The following is a 20,151-nucleotide window of genomic DNA, read 5'->3' on the forward strand; positions in this document are numbered from 1 at the left end:
ATGATCGATCAGGGGCGCACGCGCTTGTAGAGCATGAAGCCTGCGCCCGCGACACCGCCGATGATCGGGCCGACTACCGGCAGGACCCATCCGGCAACTGCACCGATTGCAGCGCCGGTCAGCACCGGCTTGGTGGAAGGATGCTGCATACCTTCGCGGCCCATCGCCTTGGCCTCTTCCACGGCATCCACAAGGATACGGCTGTCGATCGGGTCGTTCTGGTTCTTCTGCGGATCGTTGTTCATCATACTCTTCCCGGATAGACGGGGAAGGCCGCGCACATCTCGCCCACTTCACGACGCACGCGTTCTTCCACCTGGGCGTCCCCCTCGTCGCCATTGCGACTCATGCCGCCTACGACTTCCGCAATCATAGCACCGATCTTGCGGAATTCGGCAGGCCCGAATCCGCGCGTGGTGCCCGCCGGCGTCCCCAGACGAATGCCGCTGGTGACAAACGGGCTGCGGGTGTCGAACGGGATGCCGTTCTTGTTGCAGGTGAGCAGCGCGCGATCGAGGCCCTTCTCCGCCGCCTTGCCGGTTACGTCCATCGGCGTGAGATCGGCCAGCATCAGGTGATTGTCGGTACCGCCGGAAACAATATCGAGGCCGTTCTCGGATAGGCTTGCTGCAAGCGCCTTTGCGTTCTCGACGATGGACGCGGCATAGGTGCGGAATTCGGGGCGCAAGGCTTCGCCGAAAGCCACCGCCTTGGCGGCGACGTAATGCATCAGCGGGCCACCCTGCATACCGGGGAACACCGCCATGTTGAGCGGCTTCGACAGCGCCTCGTCGTTCCACAGGATGATGCCCGAACGAGGGCCGCGCAGGCTCTTGTGCGTGGTCGAGGTAACGATGTGCGCGTGCGGGATGGGCGTGGGATGCGCCCCGCCTGCTACCAGGCCGGAGAAGTGCGACATATCAGCCAGCAGGTAGGCCCCCACCTCGTCGGCGATCTGACGGAACTGGGCGAAATCCCAGTGACGCGGATAGGCGGTGCCGCCGCAAATGATCAGCTTGGGTTTGTGCTCGTGCGCCAGTCGGCGGACCTGCTCCATGTCCAGCCGGCTGTCCTCTCGCCGCACGCCGTAGGGCACGCAGTTGAACCACTTGCCGCTCATGTTGACCGGCGAACCGTGGGTCAAGTGCCCGCCGCTGGCGAGGTCCAGCCCCATGAAGGTATCGCCGGGATTGAGCAGGGCGAGGAACACCGCCTGGTTCATCTGGCTGCCCGAATTGGGCTGAACATTGGCAAAATTGCAGCCGAACAGCTCGCAAGCGCGGGCGATCGCAAGCAGTTCCACCTCGTCCGCATATTCACAGCCGCCATAATAGCGGCGACCCGGATAGCCCTCGGCATATTTGTTGGTGAACACAGAGCCGCAGGCTTCGAGCACTGCGGGGCTGGCGATATTCTCGCTGGCGATCAGCTCGATCCCGTGGCGCTGCCGACCCAGTTCCTTGCCGATGATTTCGTGCACCAGCGGATCGGCCTGTTCGAGACTGTCGTACCAGAAGCGGTCGAGCGGGGAAGTTTCGGCGGGGCGCGTGCTCATGTCAGGTCTCGTTGTTGAGGTTGGGGCTGGGGGCGGGGTTGGAAAGCTGGTCGACCCGCCGCTGATGGCGGTCCCCCAGAAATTCGGTATCGAGGAAGGCGGCGAGGCAGGCCTTGGCCATTTCCGGCCCGATCAGCCGTGCGCCCATTGCGATGGCATTGGCATCGTTATGCGAGCGGGAAAGCTGCGCCGAAAGCGGCTCCGAAACCAGCGCGCAGCGCACCGCCGGATTGCGGTTGACCGCGATGGCAATGCCGATCCCGCTACCGCACAGGGCCACGCCGCGCTCCACCGTGCCATCCGCCACCACGGCGGCGAGGCGATAGCCATAATCGGGATAGTCGACGCTGGCAGTAGTGTCCGGGCCAAGGTCGGCGACCTCGTGACCCTGCTCGATCATCCACTCGCGCAATTCGGCTTTCAGGTCGACGGCGGCATGATCGGAGGCGATGGCGATACGCATGGGGGGCGACATAGGCACTTGCAGCCCGCCTTGCCACCCGGAAAAAGGGCCATTTATCCTTTGTCCCCCACAAGCGGTGCTGTAGCAATGCGGATCATGGGGGATGCAGAACCGCTTCAGGTGAACATAGCGCCAGTGGCTGGTGCGTCGCAGAACCTGTCGGCGCAGGGCGAGTCCCCTTCGGCAGACGGTGCGGAGCGCTGGCTCGAACGCACATTCGCTGATGCTGCCCCGCGACGGTTCGGTTCCGGCTGGATCAGCGGGGTGCTGGCGGTGTTCCTTGGCCTTCTGGCGCTGATCGCAGTATTGTGCCTGCATTTCCCGCAATACCTCACCCTGCCCGAATTGCGGACGCTGTATCCGCTCGAATGGGTCAGGCTGGCGATCGATCTGGCAATCCTGCTAGTCTTGCTGCTGGCTGGATTGTCGATGATCCTGCGGAGGCGCAAGGCGTTGGGGCTAACGGCGGTTGTTCTCGCCGGTGCCGCACTTGCGCTGGGCGGCGGCGGAGCGACCTTGGGCGACGGGGAAGGCAGTGCCTTCTATCTCGGTCTCGACTGGTTTGTGCTCGGCACGCTTTCCACCGTGGGAATCTTCGTCCCGCTCGAAAGTGCCTTTGCCCTGCGGCGCGAGCAGGGGCCGTTCCGCCGTGGCTGGCTGACCGATGCGCAATACTTCTTCTTCAGTCATGCGCTGGTGCAACTGATGAGCGTGCTGGTAGTCGCGCCAGTGATTTATCTCGGCGCACTGGTTGCGCCGGAGGCGAGCCAAGGCATCATGCAGGCCCTGCCATGGCTGGTGCAGTTCGCGCTTTGCCTGCTGCTGGCGGATCTTGCGCAGTACGGCGTCCACCGCGCGTTTCATGCTTCACCGATGCTGTGGCGGTTCCACAAGGTTCATCATAGCGTCGAAGCGATGGACTGGCTGGCGGGATCGCGGCTGCATCTGGTCGATGTGTTGGTAACGCGCGGACTGGTGCTGCTGGCTCTGGTGCTCGCCGGATTCGCCCAGAGTGTCGTCTATGCCTATCTCGCGCTGGTCTCGTTCCACGCGGTGTTCATCCATGCCAACTTCGCCCCGCGTGCGCGGTGGCTGGAGCGGTGGATTGCGATGCCGCGCTTTCATCACTGGCACCATGCGATCGAACCCGAAGCGCGCGATGTGAACTTTGCCGTTCACCTGCCGATGATCGACCGCTGGTTTGGCACGCATCACTTGCCCTCCGATCAATGGCCGGGGGGTTATGGCATCGCCGATGAAAAAGCACCCGCGGGTTGGCTGGCCCAGTTCGTCTGGCCGCTGCGACGCAGGATCCGATGATTTTCAGGCCGGGCGCCACTCGCCTGGTTGCAGGCCGTCGAGCGTCCATTCGCCAATGCTCCAGCGGACCAGTCTAAGGGTCGGGTGGCCGACCGCCGCCGTCATCCGCCGCACCTGCCGGTTGCGGCCTTCGCTGATGGTGAGGCGGAGCCAGCAATCGGGCACGCTCTTGCGAAAGCGCACCGGCGGATCGCGCAGCCAGAGCTGCGGATCGGCAATGCGTTCGGCGAAGGCAGGGCGGGTAGGTCCGTCGTTGAGATCGACCCCGGTGCGGAGCCGCGAAAGGGCTGCATCGTCCGGCTCTCCCTCCACCTGCACCAGATAGGTCTTGGCCAGCTTGAACTTCGGATCGGCAATCCGCGCCTGTAAGCGCCCGTCATCGGTGAGCAGCAACAGGCCTTCGCTGTCCCGGTCGAGCCGCCCGGCGGGATAGACGCCGGGAATATCGATGTAGTCGGACAGCGTCGCCCGCGCCGTGGGGCTGCCGCGATCGGTGAACTGCGACAGCACGTTCATCGGCTTGTTGAAGAGGATCAGGCGGGACATTTGTATAACTTCATACTTTGCAGGAACTGGTATACAGTTGTCTATCAAGTCCGTTGGCGTTGGGGGGAAAGCGCATGTCAACAATGGAGCAAAGTCACAAGCGATTGCGAGCCGAGTCGTGGATAACGGAGCAACCGAAGCTTGCTTCAACAAGCGATCCTTCGGCGAAATATCAGCCGCTGTCGGGAGGTAGCGGAACCTATGCTTATGATGAATACAGTGTTTTGATAAGCGGCATGCCGTCCAATGTCTCGGCAGGTGAGTATATCCGTCGCTTTTCAAATGACTTCAACGGGACGGTAAATAACGGCCTTTTCAATGCAATGAACATGTTTTCCAAGCGGACTTCGGGTGATCCTAAGCTAGGCGATATCTATGACATCGACATTGCTGGTCCTGACAATGGTTCGATTGTAGTTGTAGCGATCTCCTCCGGGTTTGGCACTTCAGATGCTGAAGGCTGGTTCGATATTCAGACTATCACCTGCAAGAAATACGGCACACACCCTGAATACGGGGCACGAGAATTTGGCTTTGAGAAGGTAGATCAAGGCTACAAGTTTTACACGCGTGGCGTCTCACGCCCGGAAAACGCGCTGGTCCGGATCGGAGGTAAATTCCCACAGGCAGCTTCGTGGAGCGCCTTGATGAAAGGCATCAGCACGTCGATCAGTCAATTGGGCGGAAGCCCGAAGGCAAATTCCTTTGCCGTGTTCCAAGAGTTCAAGGCGAACTGAAGGAACGAACTCCCAACAATCACTGATCGAGGAATGAACGCATCTTCCTTGACCGGCTCGGATGCTTGAGCTTCCGCAGAGCCTTAGCTTCGATCTGGCGGATGCGTTCGCGCGTTACCGAGAACTGCTGGCCGACTTCTTCCAGCGTATGATCGGTGTTCATGCCGATGCCGAAGCGCATGCGCAGCACGCGTTCCTCGCGCGGAGTTAGCGAAGCCAGCACGCGGGTTACGGTTTCCTTGAGATTGGCCTGGATCGCCGCATCGACCGGAATGATCGCGTTCTTGTCCTCAATGAAATCGCCCAGGTGCGAATCTTCCTCGTCGCCGATCGGCGTTTCGAGGCTGATCGGCTCCTTGGCGATTTTCATCACCTTGCGCACCTTCTCCAGCGGCATCGACAGACGCTCGGCCATTTCTTCGGGCGTAGGTTCGCGGCCCTGCTCGTGCAGGAACTGGCGGCTGGTGCGGACCAGCTTGTTGATCGTTTCGATCATGTGCACCGGGATACGGATGGTGCGCGCCTGATCGGCGATCGAGCGGGTAATCGCCTGCCGGATCCACCAGGTGGCATAGGTGCTGAACTTGTACCCGCGGCGATATTCGAACTTGTCGACCGCCTTCATCAGGCCGATGTTGCCTTCCTGAATGAGATCAAGGAATTGCAGCCCGCGATTGGTGTATTTCTTGGCGATCGAGATCACCAGCCGCAGGTTCGCTTCGACCATTTCCTTCTTGGCGATGCGCGCCTCACGCTCGCCCTTCTGCACCATGTTCACGATGCGGCGGAATTCGTTGAGGCTCATGCCCGTGGCGGCAGCGATATCGGCGATTTCGACGCGGATGCGTTCGACCGCGTCAGCTTCCTTCTCGGCGAAGGCGGCCCACTTCTTGTCCTTCTTCGCCTTGTCGGCCAGCCAGCCTTCGTCCAACTCGTTGCCGACATAGCTCTGCAGGAAATCCAGCCGCTTCACTTTGTGGCGTTCGGCCAGCCGTAGCATCTGCCCGCCCAGCGCGGTGAGGCGACGGTTGAAGGCATAGAGATTGTCGACCAGATATTCGATCTTGGTGGCGTGGAACTGCACGCTTTCGACTTCCGCCGTCAGCTCTTCGCGCAGTTCCTCGTAGCGGTTTTCCTTCGCCTTGGGGAATGCTTCCCCGGCACCCAGAACTTCGACCCGCTCGGCCTGGAGCTTTTCGAACTTCTTGAACAAGTCGGTGATGCGGGCAAAGCGTTCGAGCGCGTCAGGCTTCAGCGCGGCTTCCATCTGGGCGAGGGACATGGTGTTGTCCTCCTCGTCCTCGTCGTCTTCGCGCTTGCGGGCCTTCGGCTCGCCATCCTCGTCTTCGTCGGCTTCTTCTTCCGCGTCCTCCACCTCGTCATCGTCACGGATGGTCGGGCCGGCAGTCGCTTCGGAAATCTCGCCGTCGCTGTCGTCGTCCTCGGCGCCTTCCTCCAGCTTGTCGACCGGCGGTTCCTTCGACAGCATGGCATCGAGATCGAGGATCTCGCGCAGCTGCATTTCCTCGTTGTTGAGCGCTTCGGACCAGGTGATGATGGCGTGGAAGGTGATCGGACTTTCGCACAGCCCCATGATCATCGTGTCGCGCCCGGCCTCGATCCGCTTGGCGATGGCGATTTCGCCTTCGCGGCTGAGCAGTTCGACCGCGCCCATTTCGCGGAGGTACATCCGCACCGGATCATCGGTACGCCCTTCGCCGGCGACGCTCTTCTTCTTTTCGGGGACGTGCTGGCGATCTTCCGCCTGCGATTCGGACCCGGTGGGAGCAAGCTCCTCCGGACCGTCATCGTCGTCATCGTCCTGTGCTTCTTCGTCGCTCTCGACGATCTGCACGCCCATATCGGAAAGCGCGGTCTGGATGTCCTCAATGGCATCGGCAGACATCTGATCCGAGGGCAGCGCCTCGTTCAGTTCGTCATAGGTGATGTAGCCCTTGCGCTTCGCCTTCGCGATCATCTTCTTGATAGATGCCTCGTTCAGGTCGATCAGCGGAGCGTCTTCATCCTTGTCGCTGCCGTCGTTGTTTCCGGCCATAAGTCCCGTTCAATCCGTTTCAATGTCGCCGCTGATGCCTGGCGCATCATCGGGAGAATTACTTACCTGTGCCGCCGAAGCAGCACGTTTGCGCGCCATCTGCCCCAAGCGCGACTCGATTTCCAGCTTTCGTTTGCGCAGCCGCTGCTGCTCGGCGAAAGCGCCCTCCGGGTCGGCGTCGAAGCGGCGGGTGGCCGCAGCTATTGCCGCCTCCAGCGCAGGCCTTTCGACCAGCAGGGAAACGGCTTCGGCCAGATCCTCTCGCGCGACATCCGGATCGGTGCCTTCCAGCAGGAAGGAAAAACGGGCTTTATCAGGTGGCGGCGGCAGGGTGCCTGGAGGAAATATGGGCGATTTGTCGCCCGCTTCAAGCGTTTGGCCGTGATCGAGGAGAAATTCCACCGCCTGCGCCATAGTCGCATCGCTGCGCGACAGGCCGAGCAGGCTATCGGCATGGCGGTGGATCTCCTGCGGATGGCGGGCGAGGCCATTGAGCACGGCGCTGGCGAGCATGTCGCGGAACATGCCCCCAGCCGCGCGGCGCAGGCGATCGCGCACTTCGGGGGAGGCGCGCTGCGGCTCCGGCTTGCCGAAGGGCGCGCGCTTCTGGAACGGCTTGAACTCGCGCTGAGGGAAGGCGAAATTGCCGTAGCGTTCGAGCATTTCGCGGCGGTAGAGCGACTTGATGTCGGGATGCTCGATTGTTTCCACATGATCGAGCAGACGCGCCTTCAGCCCTGCCTTGTCCTCGGGCGAGGCGAGCGGCTGCGCAGCCAGTTCGTGTTCCCACACCAGATCGAGCAGCGAGGCGGGTTCGGCGAGCAACTTCTCCATCGCTACGGTGCCGCGCTGCTTCACCAGATCGTCCGGATCGAGACCAGCGGGCAGGGTGACGATCTGCAGGCTGTGGCCGGGGCGCAGCAGCGGCAGCACCCGTTCTGCCGCGCGCATCGCCGCGCGCTGGCCGGCATTGTCGCCATCGAAGCACAGCACCGGCTTGTCCGCCATCCGCCAGAGCAGTTCGATCTGCTGCTGCGTGAGCGCGGTGCCCATCGGCGCGACCACGTCCTCGATCCCCGCCTGCGCCAGCGCGATCACGTCCATATAGCCTTCGACCGCGATTACCCTGTCAGTTTTCCGGCTCGCAGGCCCGGCGCGGTGGAGATTGTAGAGCGTGCGGCCCTTGTCGAACAAAGGTGTGTCGGGGCTGTTGAGATACTTCGCCACGCCGTCACGGTTCTCGAGGATCCGCCCGCCGAAGGCGATCACCCGCGCCCGCGCGTCGTGGATCGGCAGCATCAGCCGCCCGCGAAACCGCGCGTAGGGCAGCTTGTCCTCGACATCGATCAGCAGCCCCGCCTCGATCAGCATGGCGGTGTCGAACTGCGCCAGCGCCTTGCCCAGCGCCGCCTTGTCGTCGGGCGCATAGCCGAACCCGAACTGCTCGATCACCCGCGCCGACATTCCGCGTCGTGCCAGATAGTCGCGCGCGCCCACGCCCTCGTCCGAATGGAGCCGACCGACGAACCATTCCTGCGCTGCCTGCATCACATCGTGGAGGCTGGCGCGCTTTTCCGCGGCCTGCGCCGCCTGCCGGTCCATCGCCGGAACTTCCATCCCCGCCGCCGCCGCCAGTTCCTTCACCGCATCCATGAATTCCAGCCCGCGCTGCTCGATCATCCAGTCGATTGCAGAGCCGTGCGCCTGGCAGCCGAAGCAGTGGTAGAACCCCTTCTGGTCGTTGACGTAGAAGCTGGGGGTGTTTTCGTGGTGGAACGGGCAACAGGCCTTCCACTCGCGCCCAGCGCGCTGGAGCTTGGTCGTGCGCATGACGAGCGCGGACAACGTGGTCCGGCTCTTCAGTTCGTCCAGCCATTGCGGGGTGAGGGCCATTACCTCCCCTTAGGCGAGAGGCGCGATTCGCGCCATTGCGCTGTCCCCAGATTGCAAGATGCGACCAGACAGAAAGTCCGATCACTCGCCTCTATAAACCAAAAACACGCTCATGCTGAGCTTGTCGAAGCACAGCCACCATGTTCGCCTCGCTGGGCTGAGGCCGTGGCTGCCCTTCGACAAGCTCAGGGTGAGCGGGTGTTGTATTTGGGGGCGGGCTTGGGGGAGAGGGCCGCTACGAAAGCAATTCCTTCACCCAGCCACTTGCCCGGCCCATATCGAGCTGGGTCGCGTGGCGCGCTTTCAGTTCGGCCATGACCCGGCCCATGTCCTTCATGCCGCCGGCGCCAAGCTCGGCCTTGATCGCTTCGATCGCCGCCTTGGTTTCGGCCTCGTCCATCTGCTGCGGGAGGAATTCCTCGATCACCGCCAGCTCGCCCTTTTCCTGTTCGGCGAGTTCCTGCCGGCCACCGTCCTCGAACATCACAATCGATTCGCGGCGCTGCTTGGCCATCTTCTGCAGCACGTCGATCACCATCGCGTCATCATCGCCGGTGCTGGCCTTCACCCGCTCCTCGATATCGCGATCCTTGATCTTCGCGGCGATCAGCCGCAGCGCGGCGACGCGGGTCTTGTCGCCCGCCTTCATGGCGGTGAGCGTTTCGGCCTTGATCTGGTCCCTCAGCATGGGGTCTCTCTTGTTTGTCCTGTGGATGAATGCGCCCACCTAAGGCGCGGGCGAAATAAAGCCAAGCCTTGTGCTTGACGCATGGCCCCGCGCCATCTAGCCGCTGGGACTTAGCACACATCGCCGGTTTAACTTGTCCAACGGGAGCCAATATGGCCTTTCTCGCCTCTTCGCCTGCGCACAAGGAAGCGACGGGCTGCATCGTCTTCGCCGATGGCACCATCGTCTGGGGCATGGGCTTCGGCGCTGTCGGTTCTGCCGTGGGCGAGATCTGCTTCAACACCGCGATGACCGGCTATCAGGAAGTGCTGACCGATCCCAGCTACGCTGCGCAGATCGTCACCTTCACTTTCCCGCATATCGGCAATGTCGGCGCGAATGACGAGGATTTCGAAAGCCGGGTCGAAGGCGCGGTGGGCTGCATCGTGCGCGAGGAAGTGACGCCCCAGTCCAGCTTCCGCTCCACCAGCGAATTCGTCCAGTGGATGAAGGATCACGGCAAGATCGGCGTCTCGGGCGTCGATACCCGTGCGCTCACCCGCCGCATCCGCCTGAACGGCGCACCCAACGCGGTGATCGCGCACGATCCCAAGGGCCGCTTCGATGTCGATGCGCTGCTCCAGCGCGCGCAGGAATGGCCGGGGCTGGAAGGGATGGACCTGGCGGTGCGGGTGAGCCGGGAGAAGCAGGAAAGCTGGGAAGGCGGCTACTGGCGGCTCGGCCACGGCTATGGCCGCGCTTCGCGCGAGGCGCGGTCGCATGTCGTCGCCATCGATTACGGCAGCAAGGACAACATCTTTCGCAACCTCGTGCGCGCCGGGGCGCGGGTGACGGTGGTTCCGGCCAAGGCCACGCTGGAGGAAGTGCTGGCGCTCCAGCCCGATGGCGTGTTCCTCTCCAACGGCCCCGGCGATCCGGCGGCGACGGGGGAATATGCAGTGCCGGTGATCAGGGCGCTGCTGGAACGCGACGTGCCGCTGTTCGGCATTTGCCTCGGCCACCAGATGCTGGCGCTGGCGGCGGGCGCGAAGACGCTCAAGATGCACCAGGGCCACCGCGGCGCGAACCATCCGGTGCAGCGCGTGGGGGAGGGCTGGGGTGCCTCTGCCGGGCTGGTCGAGATCACCTCGATGAACCACGGCTTCGCAGTGGACGCAGCGACCCTGCCGGCGGGCGTGGAGCAAACCCACGTGTCGTTGTTCGACGGCTCGAACTGCGGGATCGCGATTGCGGGCAAGAAGGCCTTCGGAGTGCAGTACCACCCGGAAGCTTCGCCGGGGCCGCAGGACTCGTTCTACCTGTTCGAAAAGTTTGTGGGGATGTTGGGGTGAAATATTTTTTACCCGGGTCCGGTGCCTTGCTGGTTGCGTGCGCGCCGGCGCAGTCGACAGTTCATGTGGCCGACCCTGATAACCCAACACAGGCAGAACTTGATGCTATGTCTGATGCTTGCAGCGCTCCACGTGAGTGGCTGTCGCTCGAAGGCTCTGAGCTGCGATTTATCCCTATAATGGAAGAAGAGTTTGCGAGCGGCGCCAACCCACCGGATTACGAAACAGCCGCATGTGTACTCACCCAGATCAGACAGTCGGGTCTGACAAAGTTCGGCTTTGTTGGAAACGAACGCTATGTGACGCCAGATGAAGGCCAATAATGCCCAAACGCACTGACATCTCCTCGATCCTCGTCATCGGCGCAGGCCCCATCATCATCGGGCAGGCGTGCGAGTTCGACTATTCCGGCACCCAGGCGATCAAGGCGCTGAAGGAGGACGGGTATCGGGTGATCCTCGTCAATTCCAATCCCGCCACGATCATGACCGATCCGGACATGGCGGATGCCACCTATGTCGAGCCGATAACTCCCGATATCGTCGCCAAGATCATCGCCAAGGAACGTCCCGACGCACTGCTGCCGACGATGGGCGGGCAGACCGCGCTGAACTGCGCCCTCAAGCTGGAAGAAATTGGCGTGCTGGCCGAATACGGCGTGGAGATGATCGGCGCCAAGGCCGATGCCATCGACAAGGCCGAGAACCGCCAGCGATTCCGCGAGGCGATGGACAAGATCGGGCTCGAAAGCGCGCGCTCCGGCGTAGCGCATTCGATGGACGAGGCCTTCGCGATCCTCGAACGCACCGGCCTGCCTTCGATCATCCGCCCCAGCTTCACCATGGGCGGCACCGGCGGCGGCATCGCCTACAACAAGGCCGAGTTCGAGAAGATCGTCAAAAGCGGGCTCGACGCCAGCCCTACCACCGAAGTCCTGATCGAGGAATCGCTCCTCGGCTGGAAGGAATTCGAGATGGAAGTGGTCCGCGACAAGGCGGACAATGCGATCATCGTCTGCTCGATCGAGAATGTCGATCCGATGGGCGTCCACACCGGGGATTCGATCACCGTCGCCCCGGCGCTGACGCTGACGGACAAGGAATACCAGATCATGCGCAACGCCAGCATCGCGGTGCTGCGCGAGATCGGGGTCGAGACGGGGGGATCGAACGTCCAGTTCGCGGTCAATCCCAAGGATGGCCGCCTGATCGTGATCGAGATGAACCCGCGCGTCTCGCGCTCGTCGGCGCTCGCTTCCAAGGCCACCGGCTTCCCGATCGCCCGCGTCGCTGCCAAGCTGGCAGTGGGCTATACGCTGGACGAGATCACCAACGAGATCACCGGCGCGACCCCTGCGAGTTTCGAACCGACCATCGACTACGTGGTGACGAAAATCCCGCGCTTCGCCTTCGAGAAGTTCAAGGGCGCGGACAACCTGCTCTCCACGGCGATGAAGTCGGTCGGCGAAGTCATGGCCATCGGACGCAACTTCAAGGAGTCGCTGCAAAAGGCGCTGCGCGGGCTGGAAACCGGGCTGGACGGGTTCAACCGCGTCCCCGCGCTCGAGGGCGCGAACCGCGAGATCATCACCGCCGCATTGAGCCGCGCCACGCCGGACCGACTGCTCCAGGTCGGCCAGGCCTTCCGCGAAGGCTTCACCGTCGAGGAAATTCAGGCGATCACCCATTACGATCCGTGGTTCCTGCGCCATATCGAGGAAATCATCCACGAAGAGGCGATGATCGGCCACGAAGGCCTGCCCAACAATGCTGCGGACCTGCGCCGCCTGAAAGCGATGGGCTTTTCGGACAAACGCCTCGCCACCTTGGCCGTGCGTTCGGTCGGCGTGGCCGGCGGCCTGGCGGAAACGCAGGCCAAGCGCTCCGGCCTGCTCCACGATGCCCTGCGCGCGATGGCCGGGGCGACCAGCGAAGCCGAAGTGCGCCAGTTGCGCCAGAAGCTCGGCGTGCTGCCGGTCTACAAGCGCATCGACAGCTGCGCCGCCGAGTTCGAAGCGATCACGCCCTACATGTACTCCACCTACGAAGCTCCCAGCTTCGGCGAGGCGGAAAACGAGGCATGGCCGAGCGACCGCGAGAAGGTTGTGATCCTTGGTGGCGGGCCGAACCGGATCGGGCAGGGGATCGAATTCGATTACTGCTGCGTCCACGCCTGCTTCGCGCTTTCGGCAGCGGGCTATGAAACGATCATGGTCAACTGCAATCCGGAAACGGTCTCGACCGACTACGACACTTCGGACCGGCTCTACTTCGAACCGCTGACCGCCGAAGACGTGCTGGAAATCCTCCGCGTCGAGCACACGCGCGGCAAGCTGAAGGGCGTGATCGTGCAGTTCGGCGGCCAGACCCCGCTGAAGCTGGCGGCAGCGCTGGAGGAAGCGGGCATCCCGATCCTCGGCACTTCGCCCGATGCCATCGACTTGGCCGAAGACCGCGAACGGTTTGCCCGGCTGGTCAACCAGTTGAAGCTGAAGCAGCCGGAAAACGGCATCGCCTACAGCCGTGATGAGGCGATGGCCGTGGCGCACCGCATCGGTTATCCGGTGCTGCTGCGTCCCAGCTACGTGCTCGGCGGGCGGGCGATGGAAATCGTCGATAGTGACGCGCAGCTCGACAACTACATCGCCACCGCTGTCGATGTCTCCGGCCAGAGCCCGGTGCTGGTGGACCAATATTTGCGCGACGCGATCGAATGCGATGTCGACGTGCTGTGCGACGGAGTCGACGCAATTGTCGCGGGCGTGATGCAGCATATCGAGGAAGCCGGCGTCCATTCCGGCGATTCCGCCTGCTCGCTGCCGCCTTACAGCCTGCCCGACGGAATCGTTGCGGAGCTGGAACGGCAATCGCAGCAGCTCGCCTTCGCGCTCAAGGTGCGCGGGCTGATGAACGTGCAGTTCGCGGTGAAGGACGGCGAGGTGTACCTGATCGAGGTCAATCCGCGCGCCAGCCGCACCGTGCCCTTCGTCGCCAAGGCCACCGGATCGCAGATCGCCAAGATCGCAGCGCGGGTGATGGCGGGCGAAATGCTCGCCGACCTCCCCAAGGTGAAGCGCGAGTTCGACTATGTCGCGGTGAAGGAAGCGGTGTTCCCCTTTGCCCGCTTCCCCGGTTCCGATCCGGTGCTGTCACCGGAAATGAAGAGCACCGGCGAAGTGATGGGAATCGATAAGGATTTTGCCACTGCCTACATCAAGTCGCAGATCGCCGAAGGGTCGATGCTGCCCGAAAGCGGCACCCTGTTCGTCTCGGTGAAAGACAGCGACAAGCTGCACATCATCGAACCCGTGCGGCAGTTGCTCGGTTACGGATTCCGGGTGGTGGCGACGGGTGGAACGCAGCGATACCTTGCCGAACAGGGGCTGGCAGTCGAACGGGTGAACAAGGTGGCCGAGGGCCGCCCGCACATCGTCGACAAGATCAGCGACGGCGAGATCGCGCTGGTGTTCAACACGACCGAAGGCTGGCAGAGCCACAAGGACAGCGAGTCGATCCGTGCTTCGTCGCTGCAAATGAAGGTGCCCTACTACACCACGGCGGCCGCATCGGCGGCGGCGGCGAATGCCATTGTCACCGTTTCGGCGGCTGATCTTGCAGTTAAGAGCCTGCAGGACTATTATAGTCAGGACTAGACACCTCACCCCCCACCCAGTTCAGGCCCGCGCCATCCGCCTTGCAGGCGGGGCAGGGCCGTTTTGACGGGTGGCTCAGGAAAGATGGGCAAGACGATGCAGAAAGTGCCGATGCTGGCGGAAGGCTATGAAAAGCTGACAGCAGACCTCAAGGCCTTGCGGGCCGAACGGCCGAAGATCGTTGACGCGATCGAGGAAGCGCGCGCGCACGGCGATCTCTCCGAGAACGCCGAGTATCACGCCGCCAAGGAACGGCAGGGCCAGGTGGAAGCGATGATTTCCGATCTCGAAGACCGCACCAGCCGCGCGCAGATCATCGACCCGGCCTCGCTTTCGGGCGACAAGGTGATGTTCGGCGCCACGGTGACGGTGCTAGATGAGGACGACAAGCCGCTGAAGTACCAGATCGTCGGCCTTGCGGAGAGCGACGCCAAGGTCGGCCGTATCTCCTATGAAAGCCCGCTGGCGCGTGCGCTCATCGGCAAGAGCGTTGGCGACGAGGTGGAAGTGACGGTGCCTTCGGGCGAGAAGTTTTATTCGATCGAGAAGATTGAGTTTATTTGAGGATTGGAGGGATTGGGCAATAGGCAATAGGCAATAGGCAATAGTGGACTATTGCTGCTGATTGCCCTTCGATTCGAGTGATCGGATTAGCGCGCCAAGCATTTTGCTCACTCCTCAGTCTTGGCGAGCGCCGCATTGCAACTGCCGTCTTTCGCGACACTCACTCGTTCCGCGAGTAGCAAATGGGTTTCCAGTTCGAGCAGTGATCCTCGCGCGATTTTAAGATGGTGGGCATAACTCGCACGGCTTTGACGCCCATAACCTTCGGCAATGTTTGACGGAATCGAGACAGCCGCTCGGCGTGCTTGCGAGGTGAGAGCGTACAACTCGTCTTTGGGCCAAGAGCGACTGAGCAGATACACCTCTTCAGCCAGCACTATGCCCCGCTGCCAAACCAACAGATCGCGATGAGATTTTACCGAACTCACCGCCCTATTGCCTATTGCCTATTGCCTGCTGCCTACCGCCCCAAACTCGGTTCCAACAGCCGATGCAAATGCACGATCACATACTTCATTTCGGCATCATCAACGGTGCGTTGCGCCCAGGCGCGCCAGGCTTCCTCGGCCTCCGCATAGCTGGGGTAGAAGCCGACGACGTGGATGTCCTTGAGGTCCTGGAACTGCACGCCCTGCGGATCGATTACCCGGCCGCCGATTACGAGGTGGAGCAGTTGCTGGCCTTCTGGCATCGGATATTCCCCTTTTAGAGCACTGATGAACAAAGCAATTGCGCCGCCTGTCAGACAATCTGGCAGACGGCGCAAGGGGTAAATTGCGGCAAATTTAGTAGATCAGCGGCGACCCAGTGTGCGGGCGATAGCCTTGCCGGTTTCGCGGCGGGCGATCCGCGCTGCATCGGCGGCATCGCCGACCTTATGAGTGGTCGTGCGTCCGATTGCTCGCGCCCTGTCTCCAGCGGTGTCGGTCAGATCGCCTGCACGGCGAGCGCCTTCGCGGCCCAGATCCGTCGCACCGTCAAGCAGTTGCGAGGCAAAGCCGCTCGCGATTTCGGCACCGATGGCGGCCAGCCCGGCAGCCTTGGCTCCGCCGCGGGCGGCGGCCTGACGCGGCCCCTTGAACATGCCGGCAATCAGGATGCCAATCGCAACCCCACCTGCGGCTGCGGCGAGCGGATGCTTCTTCACGAAGTCGGTGAAGGCATCGGCGGCATCGCTGGCACCTTCACTCGCGCGCTCCGTGAGGGTCTGGCCCGAACGGCTCTTCTCGCGCTCCTCGGCAGCAGCAATCCGCGCCTTGATTTCTTCTCTTTTCTGGTCGGTCATGAATGGTTTCCTGTCGGTTGTTCAGTCGGTGAACGAACGCGCCTTGGCAGCGATACGTTCCGAAAGAGTGGGTTCGGGAGTGAGCGTGATATCTTGCCAGACTTTCTCGATCGCATCGCCGAGCGAGTCGCGGAAAAGCCATCCGAACAAAACGGCAGCGCCCATTACAAGAACCGTTCCCACCTGCGCCTGGTTTTCGCGCGTATAGGCAGCGATGTCGTCGCCCACGCCTTCAGCACCTTCGCGCAGTCGCAGTGCCATCCGGGAACCGACGCCCTGTTCGTTCACATCGCCGCGAATGTTGCGGATATCGGCTTGGACAAGCCGCTTGGCCGCATCGCGCATCAGCCGGTCCGCTTCGAGGTGGATGAGGGTATCAGACATCTTCTCTCGTTTCGTTCGCCGAGGGATCCATTGCAGCCGAAAGCTCGGCCCATGCGCCGCTTGCCCGGCGCACCAACAGGTAGGCAATCAGCAGCCATGCGAGCACGACCACGGCAGTGGCGCCCCAGGCGCTAATCAGCGGGGTGAGGGCGATGATCAGGCCGACAGTCAGACCGATTGTTGCCAGAACGGCAAAGAATGCCGCCACGACACCGAAAACGATCGCCAGTTTCAGCCGGTTGGCAACAAATCCCGCGCGGCTTTTCTGGTAGGTAAGCTCGGCCTCGAAATAAGTCCGCCCATCGTCAATCAGCGCTTCGAAGTCGTCGACCAACGAACGGCGCGGGCCTTCCGATGGTTGATCATCGGTAGTTGACGCTACGGTTTCACTCGAGAGCGACTCTGGCCGTTGGACAGAGCCGCTCCCGGGGTGATCGAATGAGCTTTCTTCAGCGCGTCCCAACATGAAAGATCAGCGGAACAGGCGGGCAAACAGGAAGCCGACCAGCGCCGCGAGGCCGACAGCAGCTGCCGGGCTCTTGCGGATCGCTTCGCGCGAATCGTCGGCCAATTGATCGAGGCTCTTTTCATCGAGCTTGCGGGCGTTTTCCTGCAATGCCTGCGAAGCGCTGCGGGCATAATCGCCGTATTTCGCGCCCAGCTTCTCATCCAGCGTAGCGGCATTCTCGTCGATCACACGCGACAGGCCGGACAGTGCTTCGCTCGCCTTGTGCTTGCCTTCAACAGCCAGTTCGCTCGCCTTGGTCTTCGCCTCGACCGACCAGTCCTGCCCGCGCGCCTTCGCATCATCACGATACTGGCCAGCGCGTGCCTTGGCTTCTTCGGTAAGGACCGTAGCGCCAGCCTTGGCCTCTTCCAGGGCGGCGTTGAAGCGCGATTTAGCCTCTTCAGTGCGCGGCGAAGCTGCAGTGGTTCCAGCGGCGGTAGCCTCGGCGCCGGTCGTGCCGACAGTCTCGGCCGCACCATCGGTGGCAGCGATGGTTGCGGTCTGCGGCTGGGTCGTGCCGCCAGTCGATTTCGTGGTAGCCATGTCAACTTCCCTTTCCGTAATGGAGGGGGAACCCCTCGCGATAAATTTGTCCCTTGGTTGTGTTATGGTTGTAACACACCGATGTTCAAGGACTCAACGCGTGTTGCAGTGCAAGGTTCCGGGTTATAGGACGCGCGCAAACAGACATACAGGAGCCTTTGCATGACCGCCATCATCGACGTCCACGGCCGCGAAATTCTCGACAGCCGGGGCAATCCCACGGTGGAAGTCGATGTATTGCTGGAGGACGGCAGCATGGGCCGCGCGGCGGTGCCATCGGGCGCTTCGACCGGTGCGCACGAGGCCGTCGAACTGCGCGACGGGGACAAGACCCGCTATCTCGGCAAGGGCGTGACCAAGGCGGTGGCGGCAGTGAACGGCCCGATTGCCGATCTGCTGCTGGAAATGGACGCCGAGGACCAGCGCGATATCGACATGGCCATGATCGCGCTCGACGGCAGCGCCAACAAGTCTGCGCTCGGCGCCAATGCCATTCTTGGCGCGAGCATGGCGGTGGCCAAGGCGGCGGCGCAGGCGCGCGGAATGCCGCTGTGGGCCTATCTCGGCGGCGTTTCCGCGCACGTGCTGCCGGTGCCGATGATGAACATCATCAATGGCGGCGAACACGCCGACAACCCGATCGATTTCCAGGAATTCATGGTGATGCCGGTGGGCGCTCCCACTTTGGCCGAAGCGGTGCGCTGGGGTTCGGAAATCTTCCACACGCTCAAGAAGGGCCTGCACGAAAAGGGCCTGGCGACATCGGTCGGCGACGAGGGCGGCTTCGCGCCGAACCTTGCCAGCACCCGTGACGCGCTCGATTTCATCATGGCCTCGATCGAAAGGGCCGGGTTCACGCCGGGCACCGACGTGGCGCTGGCAATGGACTGCGCCGCAACCGAATTCTTCCGCAACGGCAAGTACGAAATTTCGGGCGAGGGGCTGTCGCTCTCGCCCCATGAGATGGCCGATTACCTCGCCAAGCTGTGCGAAGATTACCCGATCAAGTCGATCGAGGACGGAATGTCCGAAGACGACTTCGAGGGCTGGAAGGCGATCACCGATGCCGTGGGCCACAAGGTCCAGTTGGTGGGAGACGACCTGTTCGTCACCAATCCCAGCCGCCTGCGGATGGGGATCGAGCAGGGGCTGGCCAATTCGCTGCTGGTGAAGGTCAACCAGATCGGCACGCTCACAGAGACGCTGCAAGCCGTCGATATTGCCCATCGCGCAGGCTACACCAGCGTGATGAGCCACCGCTCGGGCGAGACCGAGGACGCGACCATCGCCGATCTCGCGGTTGCCACCAACTGCGGCCAGATCAAGACCGGCTCGCTCGCGCGTTCCGACCGGCTGGCGAAGTACAACCAGCTGATCCGGATCGAGGAAGAGCTGGGTTCGAGCGCTTTCTATGCGGGGAAGGGGTGCTTCGGGCGGCTTGCTGGGTAGGACTGGGTTTGAGCTAGGATTCTCGTCACCCGGGCCCCCGAGCCGGGGTCCCGCTTCGCTCGCTCGCATGACTATCAAAGCGGGACCCCGGATCAAGTCCGGGGTGACGAAGTTTAGGAAAAAAACTAAGGCCCCCTCAATCCAGCGCCACCCGCCCGATCGTATTCGCATCCGCCCCAAACCAGATCGCGTTTGTGCCTTCATGGTAATGCATATGCCGCACCGAGCCACCCCCTGACGGTACATCGGCACCGGCGAAGAACTCCTCGGTTTCCGGATCGAAGCCGACGAAGCGATTCGGCTGCACCCCGGTTTCGACGAACCAGATCCGGTCTTCGCCATCCACTGCCATGCCATAGGGCATCGAGCTTTCGGCCGAGGGCGCGACCCATTCCTCGAAGCCTCCGGTTGCGGGATCGTAAACACCCAGAAAACCCTCACGCCAGTCGACATACCAGACGCGGCCATCGTCGGTCAGGCCGATGCGGCGCGGGCGGGTTTCTTCGCGGGGGAGGGGGATTTCGGTCAGTTCCATCGTGGCGGGATCGATGCGGGCAAGCTTGTTGGTCGCCAGCAGCACCGCCCAGACGGTCCCGTCCGCTGCCACCTCGATGCCATAGGGACGCGCCCGTTCGGTCGGCACGGGGATCAGTTGCACCTCGCGCGTTGCCACGGTCAGCTTGCCGATGAAGTTGCCGTTCTGGACGGTGAACCAGATATCGCCCGCAGCATCGAAAGTGAGCGTATGCGGATCGCGCGCGGCGGAATCGGGCATGGGGATCTGCTCGATTTCGCGGGTGACGGGGTCGATCCTGCCGATGTGCCCGGTCAGGTTTCCGGCATACCATATCGCCCCGTCGTCGGCGACGATCAGGTTGTGCGGACCCGCGCCTTCGGGCAGGTCGATCCGCTCGAATGTGCCCGATTGCGGATTGAGCCGCGCGGCATAATGGCCTTGCTGGCCGACGAACCACACCTCGCTGTCTGACACAGCAAAGGGATCGCGCGGGCGGGTGTCCGACCACGGCACCGGCCATTCGCGGATATCGACAGCCGCACTCTCGGGGATATCCTGTGCGAGAGAAGCGGAGGTGCTGAGCAGCAGCGCTGCAGTCGTTGCGATTAGCGAAATTCGTGCGAACATCAGGTGCTCTCCTTTGGCTATGAGCAGCAGCCT

At 62.5% G+C, this 20,151-nt stretch carries 21 protein-coding genes; 7 read left to right on the top strand and 14 right to left on the bottom strand.

Translation table 11 applies throughout. The features are described 5' to 3' along the window. Nucleotides 1-8 precede the first annotated feature (8 nt). Genes JY451_13945 through rpiB form a run of 3 tightly spaced genes read right to left on the bottom strand, consistent with a single transcriptional unit; the run spans nt 9 to nt 2,018 of the window. On the bottom strand, nt 9-245 hold the full coding sequence (locus JY451_13945; GenBank protein ID QZH74741.1) for a hypothetical protein: 237 nt from the start codon (nt 243-245) through the stop codon (nt 9-11). Then, nucleotides 245-1,555 carry a serine hydroxymethyltransferase gene (locus JY451_13950; GenBank protein ID QZH74742.1) on the bottom strand — a complete coding sequence of 437 codons (1,311 nt, stop codon included), beginning with the start codon at nt 1,553-1,555 and terminating at the stop codon, nt 245-247. The genes JY451_13945 and JY451_13950 overlap by 1 nt, the downstream gene beginning before the upstream one ends. A 1-nt stretch (nt 1,556) precedes the next feature. Continuing rightward, nucleotides 1,557-2,018: a ribose 5-phosphate isomerase B gene (gene rpiB, locus JY451_13955; GenBank protein QZH74743.1), complete on the bottom strand. Its 462-nt coding sequence runs from the start codon at nt 2,016-2,018 to the stop codon at nt 1,557-1,559. A gap of 96 nt (nt 2,019-2,114) precedes the next feature. Between rpiB and JY451_13960 the strand changes: the two genes are divergently transcribed. Then, nucleotides 2,115-3,338, top strand: a complete 1,224-nt coding sequence (locus JY451_13960; GenBank protein ID QZH74744.1) for a sterol desaturase family protein — start codon at nt 2,115-2,117, stop codon at nt 3,336-3,338. Nucleotides 3,339-3,341: 3 nt separating this feature from the next. Here JY451_13960 and JY451_13965 read toward each other — a convergent pair whose 3' ends face one another. Continuing rightward, on the bottom strand, nt 3,342-3,884 hold the full coding sequence (locus JY451_13965; GenBank protein ID QZH74745.1) for a pseudouridine synthase: 543 nt from the start codon (nt 3,882-3,884) through the stop codon (nt 3,342-3,344). Between the two features lie 74 nt (nt 3,885-3,958). On the opposite strand from JY451_13965, the gene JY451_13970 reads away from it, so the two are divergent. Next, on the top strand, nt 3,959-4,621 hold the full coding sequence (locus JY451_13970; protein ID QZH74746.1) for a hypothetical protein: 663 nt from the start codon (nt 3,959-3,961) through the stop codon (nt 4,619-4,621). Nucleotides 4,622-4,640: 19 nt separating this feature from the next. On the opposite strand, the gene rpoD is transcribed toward JY451_13970, so the two are convergent. The 3 genes from rpoD to JY451_13985 all read right to left on the bottom strand — a co-directional run bounded on the left by rpoD (nt 4,641) and on the right by JY451_13985 (nt 9,258). After that, nucleotides 4,641-6,677 (bottom strand): RNA polymerase sigma factor RpoD, encoded by a 2,037-nt coding sequence (rpoD, locus tag JY451_13975; protein QZH74747.1) that lies wholly within the window; start codon nt 6,675-6,677, stop codon nt 4,641-4,643. A gap of 9 nt (nt 6,678-6,686) precedes the next feature. Beyond that, nucleotides 6,687-8,570, bottom strand: a complete 1,884-nt coding sequence (dnaG, locus tag JY451_13980) for a DNA primase (GenBank protein ID QZH74748.1) — start codon at nt 8,568-8,570, stop codon at nt 6,687-6,689. Nucleotides 8,571-8,805: 235 nt separating this feature from the next. Then, the gene (locus tag JY451_13985) at nt 8,806-9,258 is read right to left on the bottom strand and encodes a GatB/YqeY domain-containing protein (GenBank protein QZH74749.1); all 453 of its coding nucleotides are present in this window, start codon (nt 9,256-9,258) and stop codon (nt 8,806-8,808) included. Between the two features lie 152 nt (nt 9,259-9,410). Here JY451_13985 and carA point away from each other — a divergent pair, with 152 nt between their 5' ends. The 4 genes from carA (at nt 9,411) to greA (ending at nt 14,805) form a co-directional block, all read left to right on the top strand. Then, nucleotides 9,411-10,589: a glutamine-hydrolyzing carbamoyl-phosphate synthase small subunit gene (gene carA / locus JY451_13990; GenBank protein QZH74750.1), complete on the top strand. Its 1,179-nt coding sequence runs from the start codon at nt 9,411-9,413 to the stop codon at nt 10,587-10,589. 65 nt (nt 10,590-10,654) lie between these two features. Beyond that, nucleotides 10,655-10,912, top strand: a complete 258-nt coding sequence (locus JY451_13995; protein ID QZH74751.1) for a hypothetical protein — start codon at nt 10,655-10,657, stop codon at nt 10,910-10,912. Next, nucleotides 10,912-14,241, top strand: a complete 3,330-nt coding sequence (gene carB / locus JY451_14000; protein ID QZH74752.1) for a carbamoyl-phosphate synthase large subunit — start codon at nt 10,912-10,914, stop codon at nt 14,239-14,241. Before JY451_13995 ends, carB begins: the two co-directional genes overlap by 1 nt. An 84-nt stretch (nt 14,242-14,325) precedes the next feature. Next, nucleotides 14,326-14,805, top strand: a complete 480-nt coding sequence (gene greA / locus JY451_14005) for a transcription elongation factor GreA (GenBank protein QZH74753.1) — start codon at nt 14,326-14,328, stop codon at nt 14,803-14,805. A 107-nt stretch (nt 14,806-14,912) separates the two neighbouring features. Here greA and JY451_14010 read toward each other — a convergent pair whose 3' ends face one another. The 6 genes from JY451_14010 to JY451_14035 form a co-directional block, all read right to left on the bottom strand. Next, the gene (locus tag JY451_14010; protein ID QZH74754.1) at nt 14,913-15,233 is read right to left on the bottom strand and encodes a four helix bundle protein; all 321 of its coding nucleotides are present in this window, start codon (nt 15,231-15,233) and stop codon (nt 14,913-14,915) included. 32 nt (nt 15,234-15,265) lie between these two features. Beyond that, nucleotides 15,266-15,496: a DUF4170 domain-containing protein gene (locus tag JY451_14015; protein ID QZH74755.1), complete on the bottom strand. Its 231-nt coding sequence runs from the start codon at nt 15,494-15,496 to the stop codon at nt 15,266-15,268. Between the two features lie 102 nt (nt 15,497-15,598). Next, nucleotides 15,599-16,090: a hypothetical protein gene (locus JY451_14020; protein QZH74756.1), complete on the bottom strand. Its 492-nt coding sequence runs from the start codon at nt 16,088-16,090 to the stop codon at nt 15,599-15,601. 21 nt (nt 16,091-16,111) lie between these two features. Then, nucleotides 16,112-16,474, bottom strand: a complete 363-nt coding sequence (locus JY451_14025) for a hypothetical protein (protein ID QZH74757.1) — start codon at nt 16,472-16,474, stop codon at nt 16,112-16,114. Beyond that, nucleotides 16,467-16,808: a phage holin family protein gene (locus JY451_14030; protein QZH74758.1), complete on the bottom strand. Its 342-nt coding sequence runs from the start codon at nt 16,806-16,808 to the stop codon at nt 16,467-16,469. The genes JY451_14025 and JY451_14030 overlap by 8 nt, the downstream gene beginning before the upstream one ends. A 138-nt stretch (nt 16,809-16,946) precedes the next feature. Next, a complete protein-coding gene (locus JY451_14035) occupies nt 16,947-17,525 on the bottom strand; it encodes a hypothetical protein (protein ID QZH74759.1) in 579 nt (192 codons plus the stop codon). 162 nt (nt 17,526-17,687) lie between these two features. Here JY451_14035 and eno point away from each other — a divergent pair, with 162 nt between their 5' ends. Continuing rightward, on the top strand, nt 17,688-18,974 hold the full coding sequence (gene eno, locus JY451_14040) for a phosphopyruvate hydratase (GenBank protein QZH74760.1): 1,287 nt from the start codon (nt 17,688-17,690) through the stop codon (nt 18,972-18,974). A gap of 136 nt (nt 18,975-19,110) precedes the next feature. Here eno and JY451_14045 read toward each other — a convergent pair whose 3' ends face one another. Beyond that, nucleotides 19,111-20,118 carry a hypothetical protein gene (locus tag JY451_14045; protein ID QZH74761.1) on the bottom strand — a complete coding sequence of 336 codons (1,008 nt, stop codon included), beginning with the start codon at nt 20,116-20,118 and terminating at the stop codon, nt 19,111-19,113. Nucleotides 20,119-20,151: the final 33 nt, after the last annotated feature.

Origin of the sequence: Erythrobacter sp. (genome assembly GCA_019739335.1) — a bacterium.
GTDB lineage: Bacteria > Pseudomonadota > Alphaproteobacteria > Sphingomonadales > Sphingomonadaceae > Alteraurantiacibacter.

Bases quoted from the DNA above. Each gene is read 5' to 3' on its own strand.
- JY451_13945 (QZH74741.1), bottom strand. From the start codon at position 245: ATGAACAACGATCCGCAGAAGAACCAGAACGACCCGATCGACAGCCGT.
- JY451_13950 (QZH74742.1), bottom strand. From the start codon at position 1,555: ATGAGCACGCGCCCCGCCGAAACTTCCCCGCTCGACCGCTTCTGGTAC.
- rpiB (QZH74743.1), bottom strand. From the start codon at position 2,018: ATGCGTATCGCCATCGCCTCCGATCATGCCGCCGTCGACCTGAAAGCC.
- JY451_13960 (QZH74744.1), top strand. From the start codon at position 2,115: ATGGGGGATGCAGAACCGCTTCAGGTGAACATAGCGCCAGTGGCTGGT.
- JY451_13965 (QZH74745.1), bottom strand. From the start codon at position 3,884: ATGTCCCGCCTGATCCTCTTCAACAAGCCGATGAACGTGCTGTCGCAG.
- JY451_13970 (QZH74746.1), top strand. From the start codon at position 3,959: ATGTCAACAATGGAGCAAAGTCACAAGCGATTGCGAGCCGAGTCGTGG.
- rpoD (QZH74747.1), bottom strand. From the start codon at position 6,677: ATGGCCGGAAACAACGACGGCAGCGACAAGGATGAAGACGCTCCGCTG.
- dnaG (QZH74748.1), bottom strand. From the start codon at position 8,570: ATGGCCCTCACCCCGCAATGGCTGGACGAACTGAAGAGCCGGACCACG.
- JY451_13985 (QZH74749.1), bottom strand. From the start codon at position 9,258: ATGCTGAGGGACCAGATCAAGGCCGAAACGCTCACCGCCATGAAGGCG.
- carA (QZH74750.1), top strand. From the start codon at position 9,411: ATGGCCTTTCTCGCCTCTTCGCCTGCGCACAAGGAAGCGACGGGCTGC.
- carB (QZH74752.1), top strand. From the start codon at position 10,912: ATGCCCAAACGCACTGACATCTCCTCGATCCTCGTCATCGGCGCAGGC.
- greA (QZH74753.1), top strand. From the start codon at position 14,326: ATGGGCAAGACGATGCAGAAAGTGCCGATGCTGGCGGAAGGCTATGAA.
- JY451_14015 (QZH74755.1), bottom strand. From the start codon at position 15,496: ATGCCAGAAGGCCAGCAACTGCTCCACCTCGTAATCGGCGGCCGGGTA.
- JY451_14020 (QZH74756.1), bottom strand. From the start codon at position 16,090: ATGACCGACCAGAAAAGAGAAGAAATCAAGGCGCGGATTGCTGCTGCC.
- JY451_14025 (QZH74757.1), bottom strand. From the start codon at position 16,474: ATGTCTGATACCCTCATCCACCTCGAAGCGGACCGGCTGATGCGCGAT.
- JY451_14035 (QZH74759.1), bottom strand. From the start codon at position 17,525: ATGGCTACCACGAAATCGACTGGCGGCACGACCCAGCCGCAGACCGCA.
- eno (QZH74760.1), top strand. From the start codon at position 17,688: ATGACCGCCATCATCGACGTCCACGGCCGCGAAATTCTCGACAGCCGG.
- JY451_14045 (QZH74761.1), bottom strand. From the start codon at position 20,118: ATGTTCGCACGAATTTCGCTAATCGCAACGACTGCAGCGCTGCTGCTC.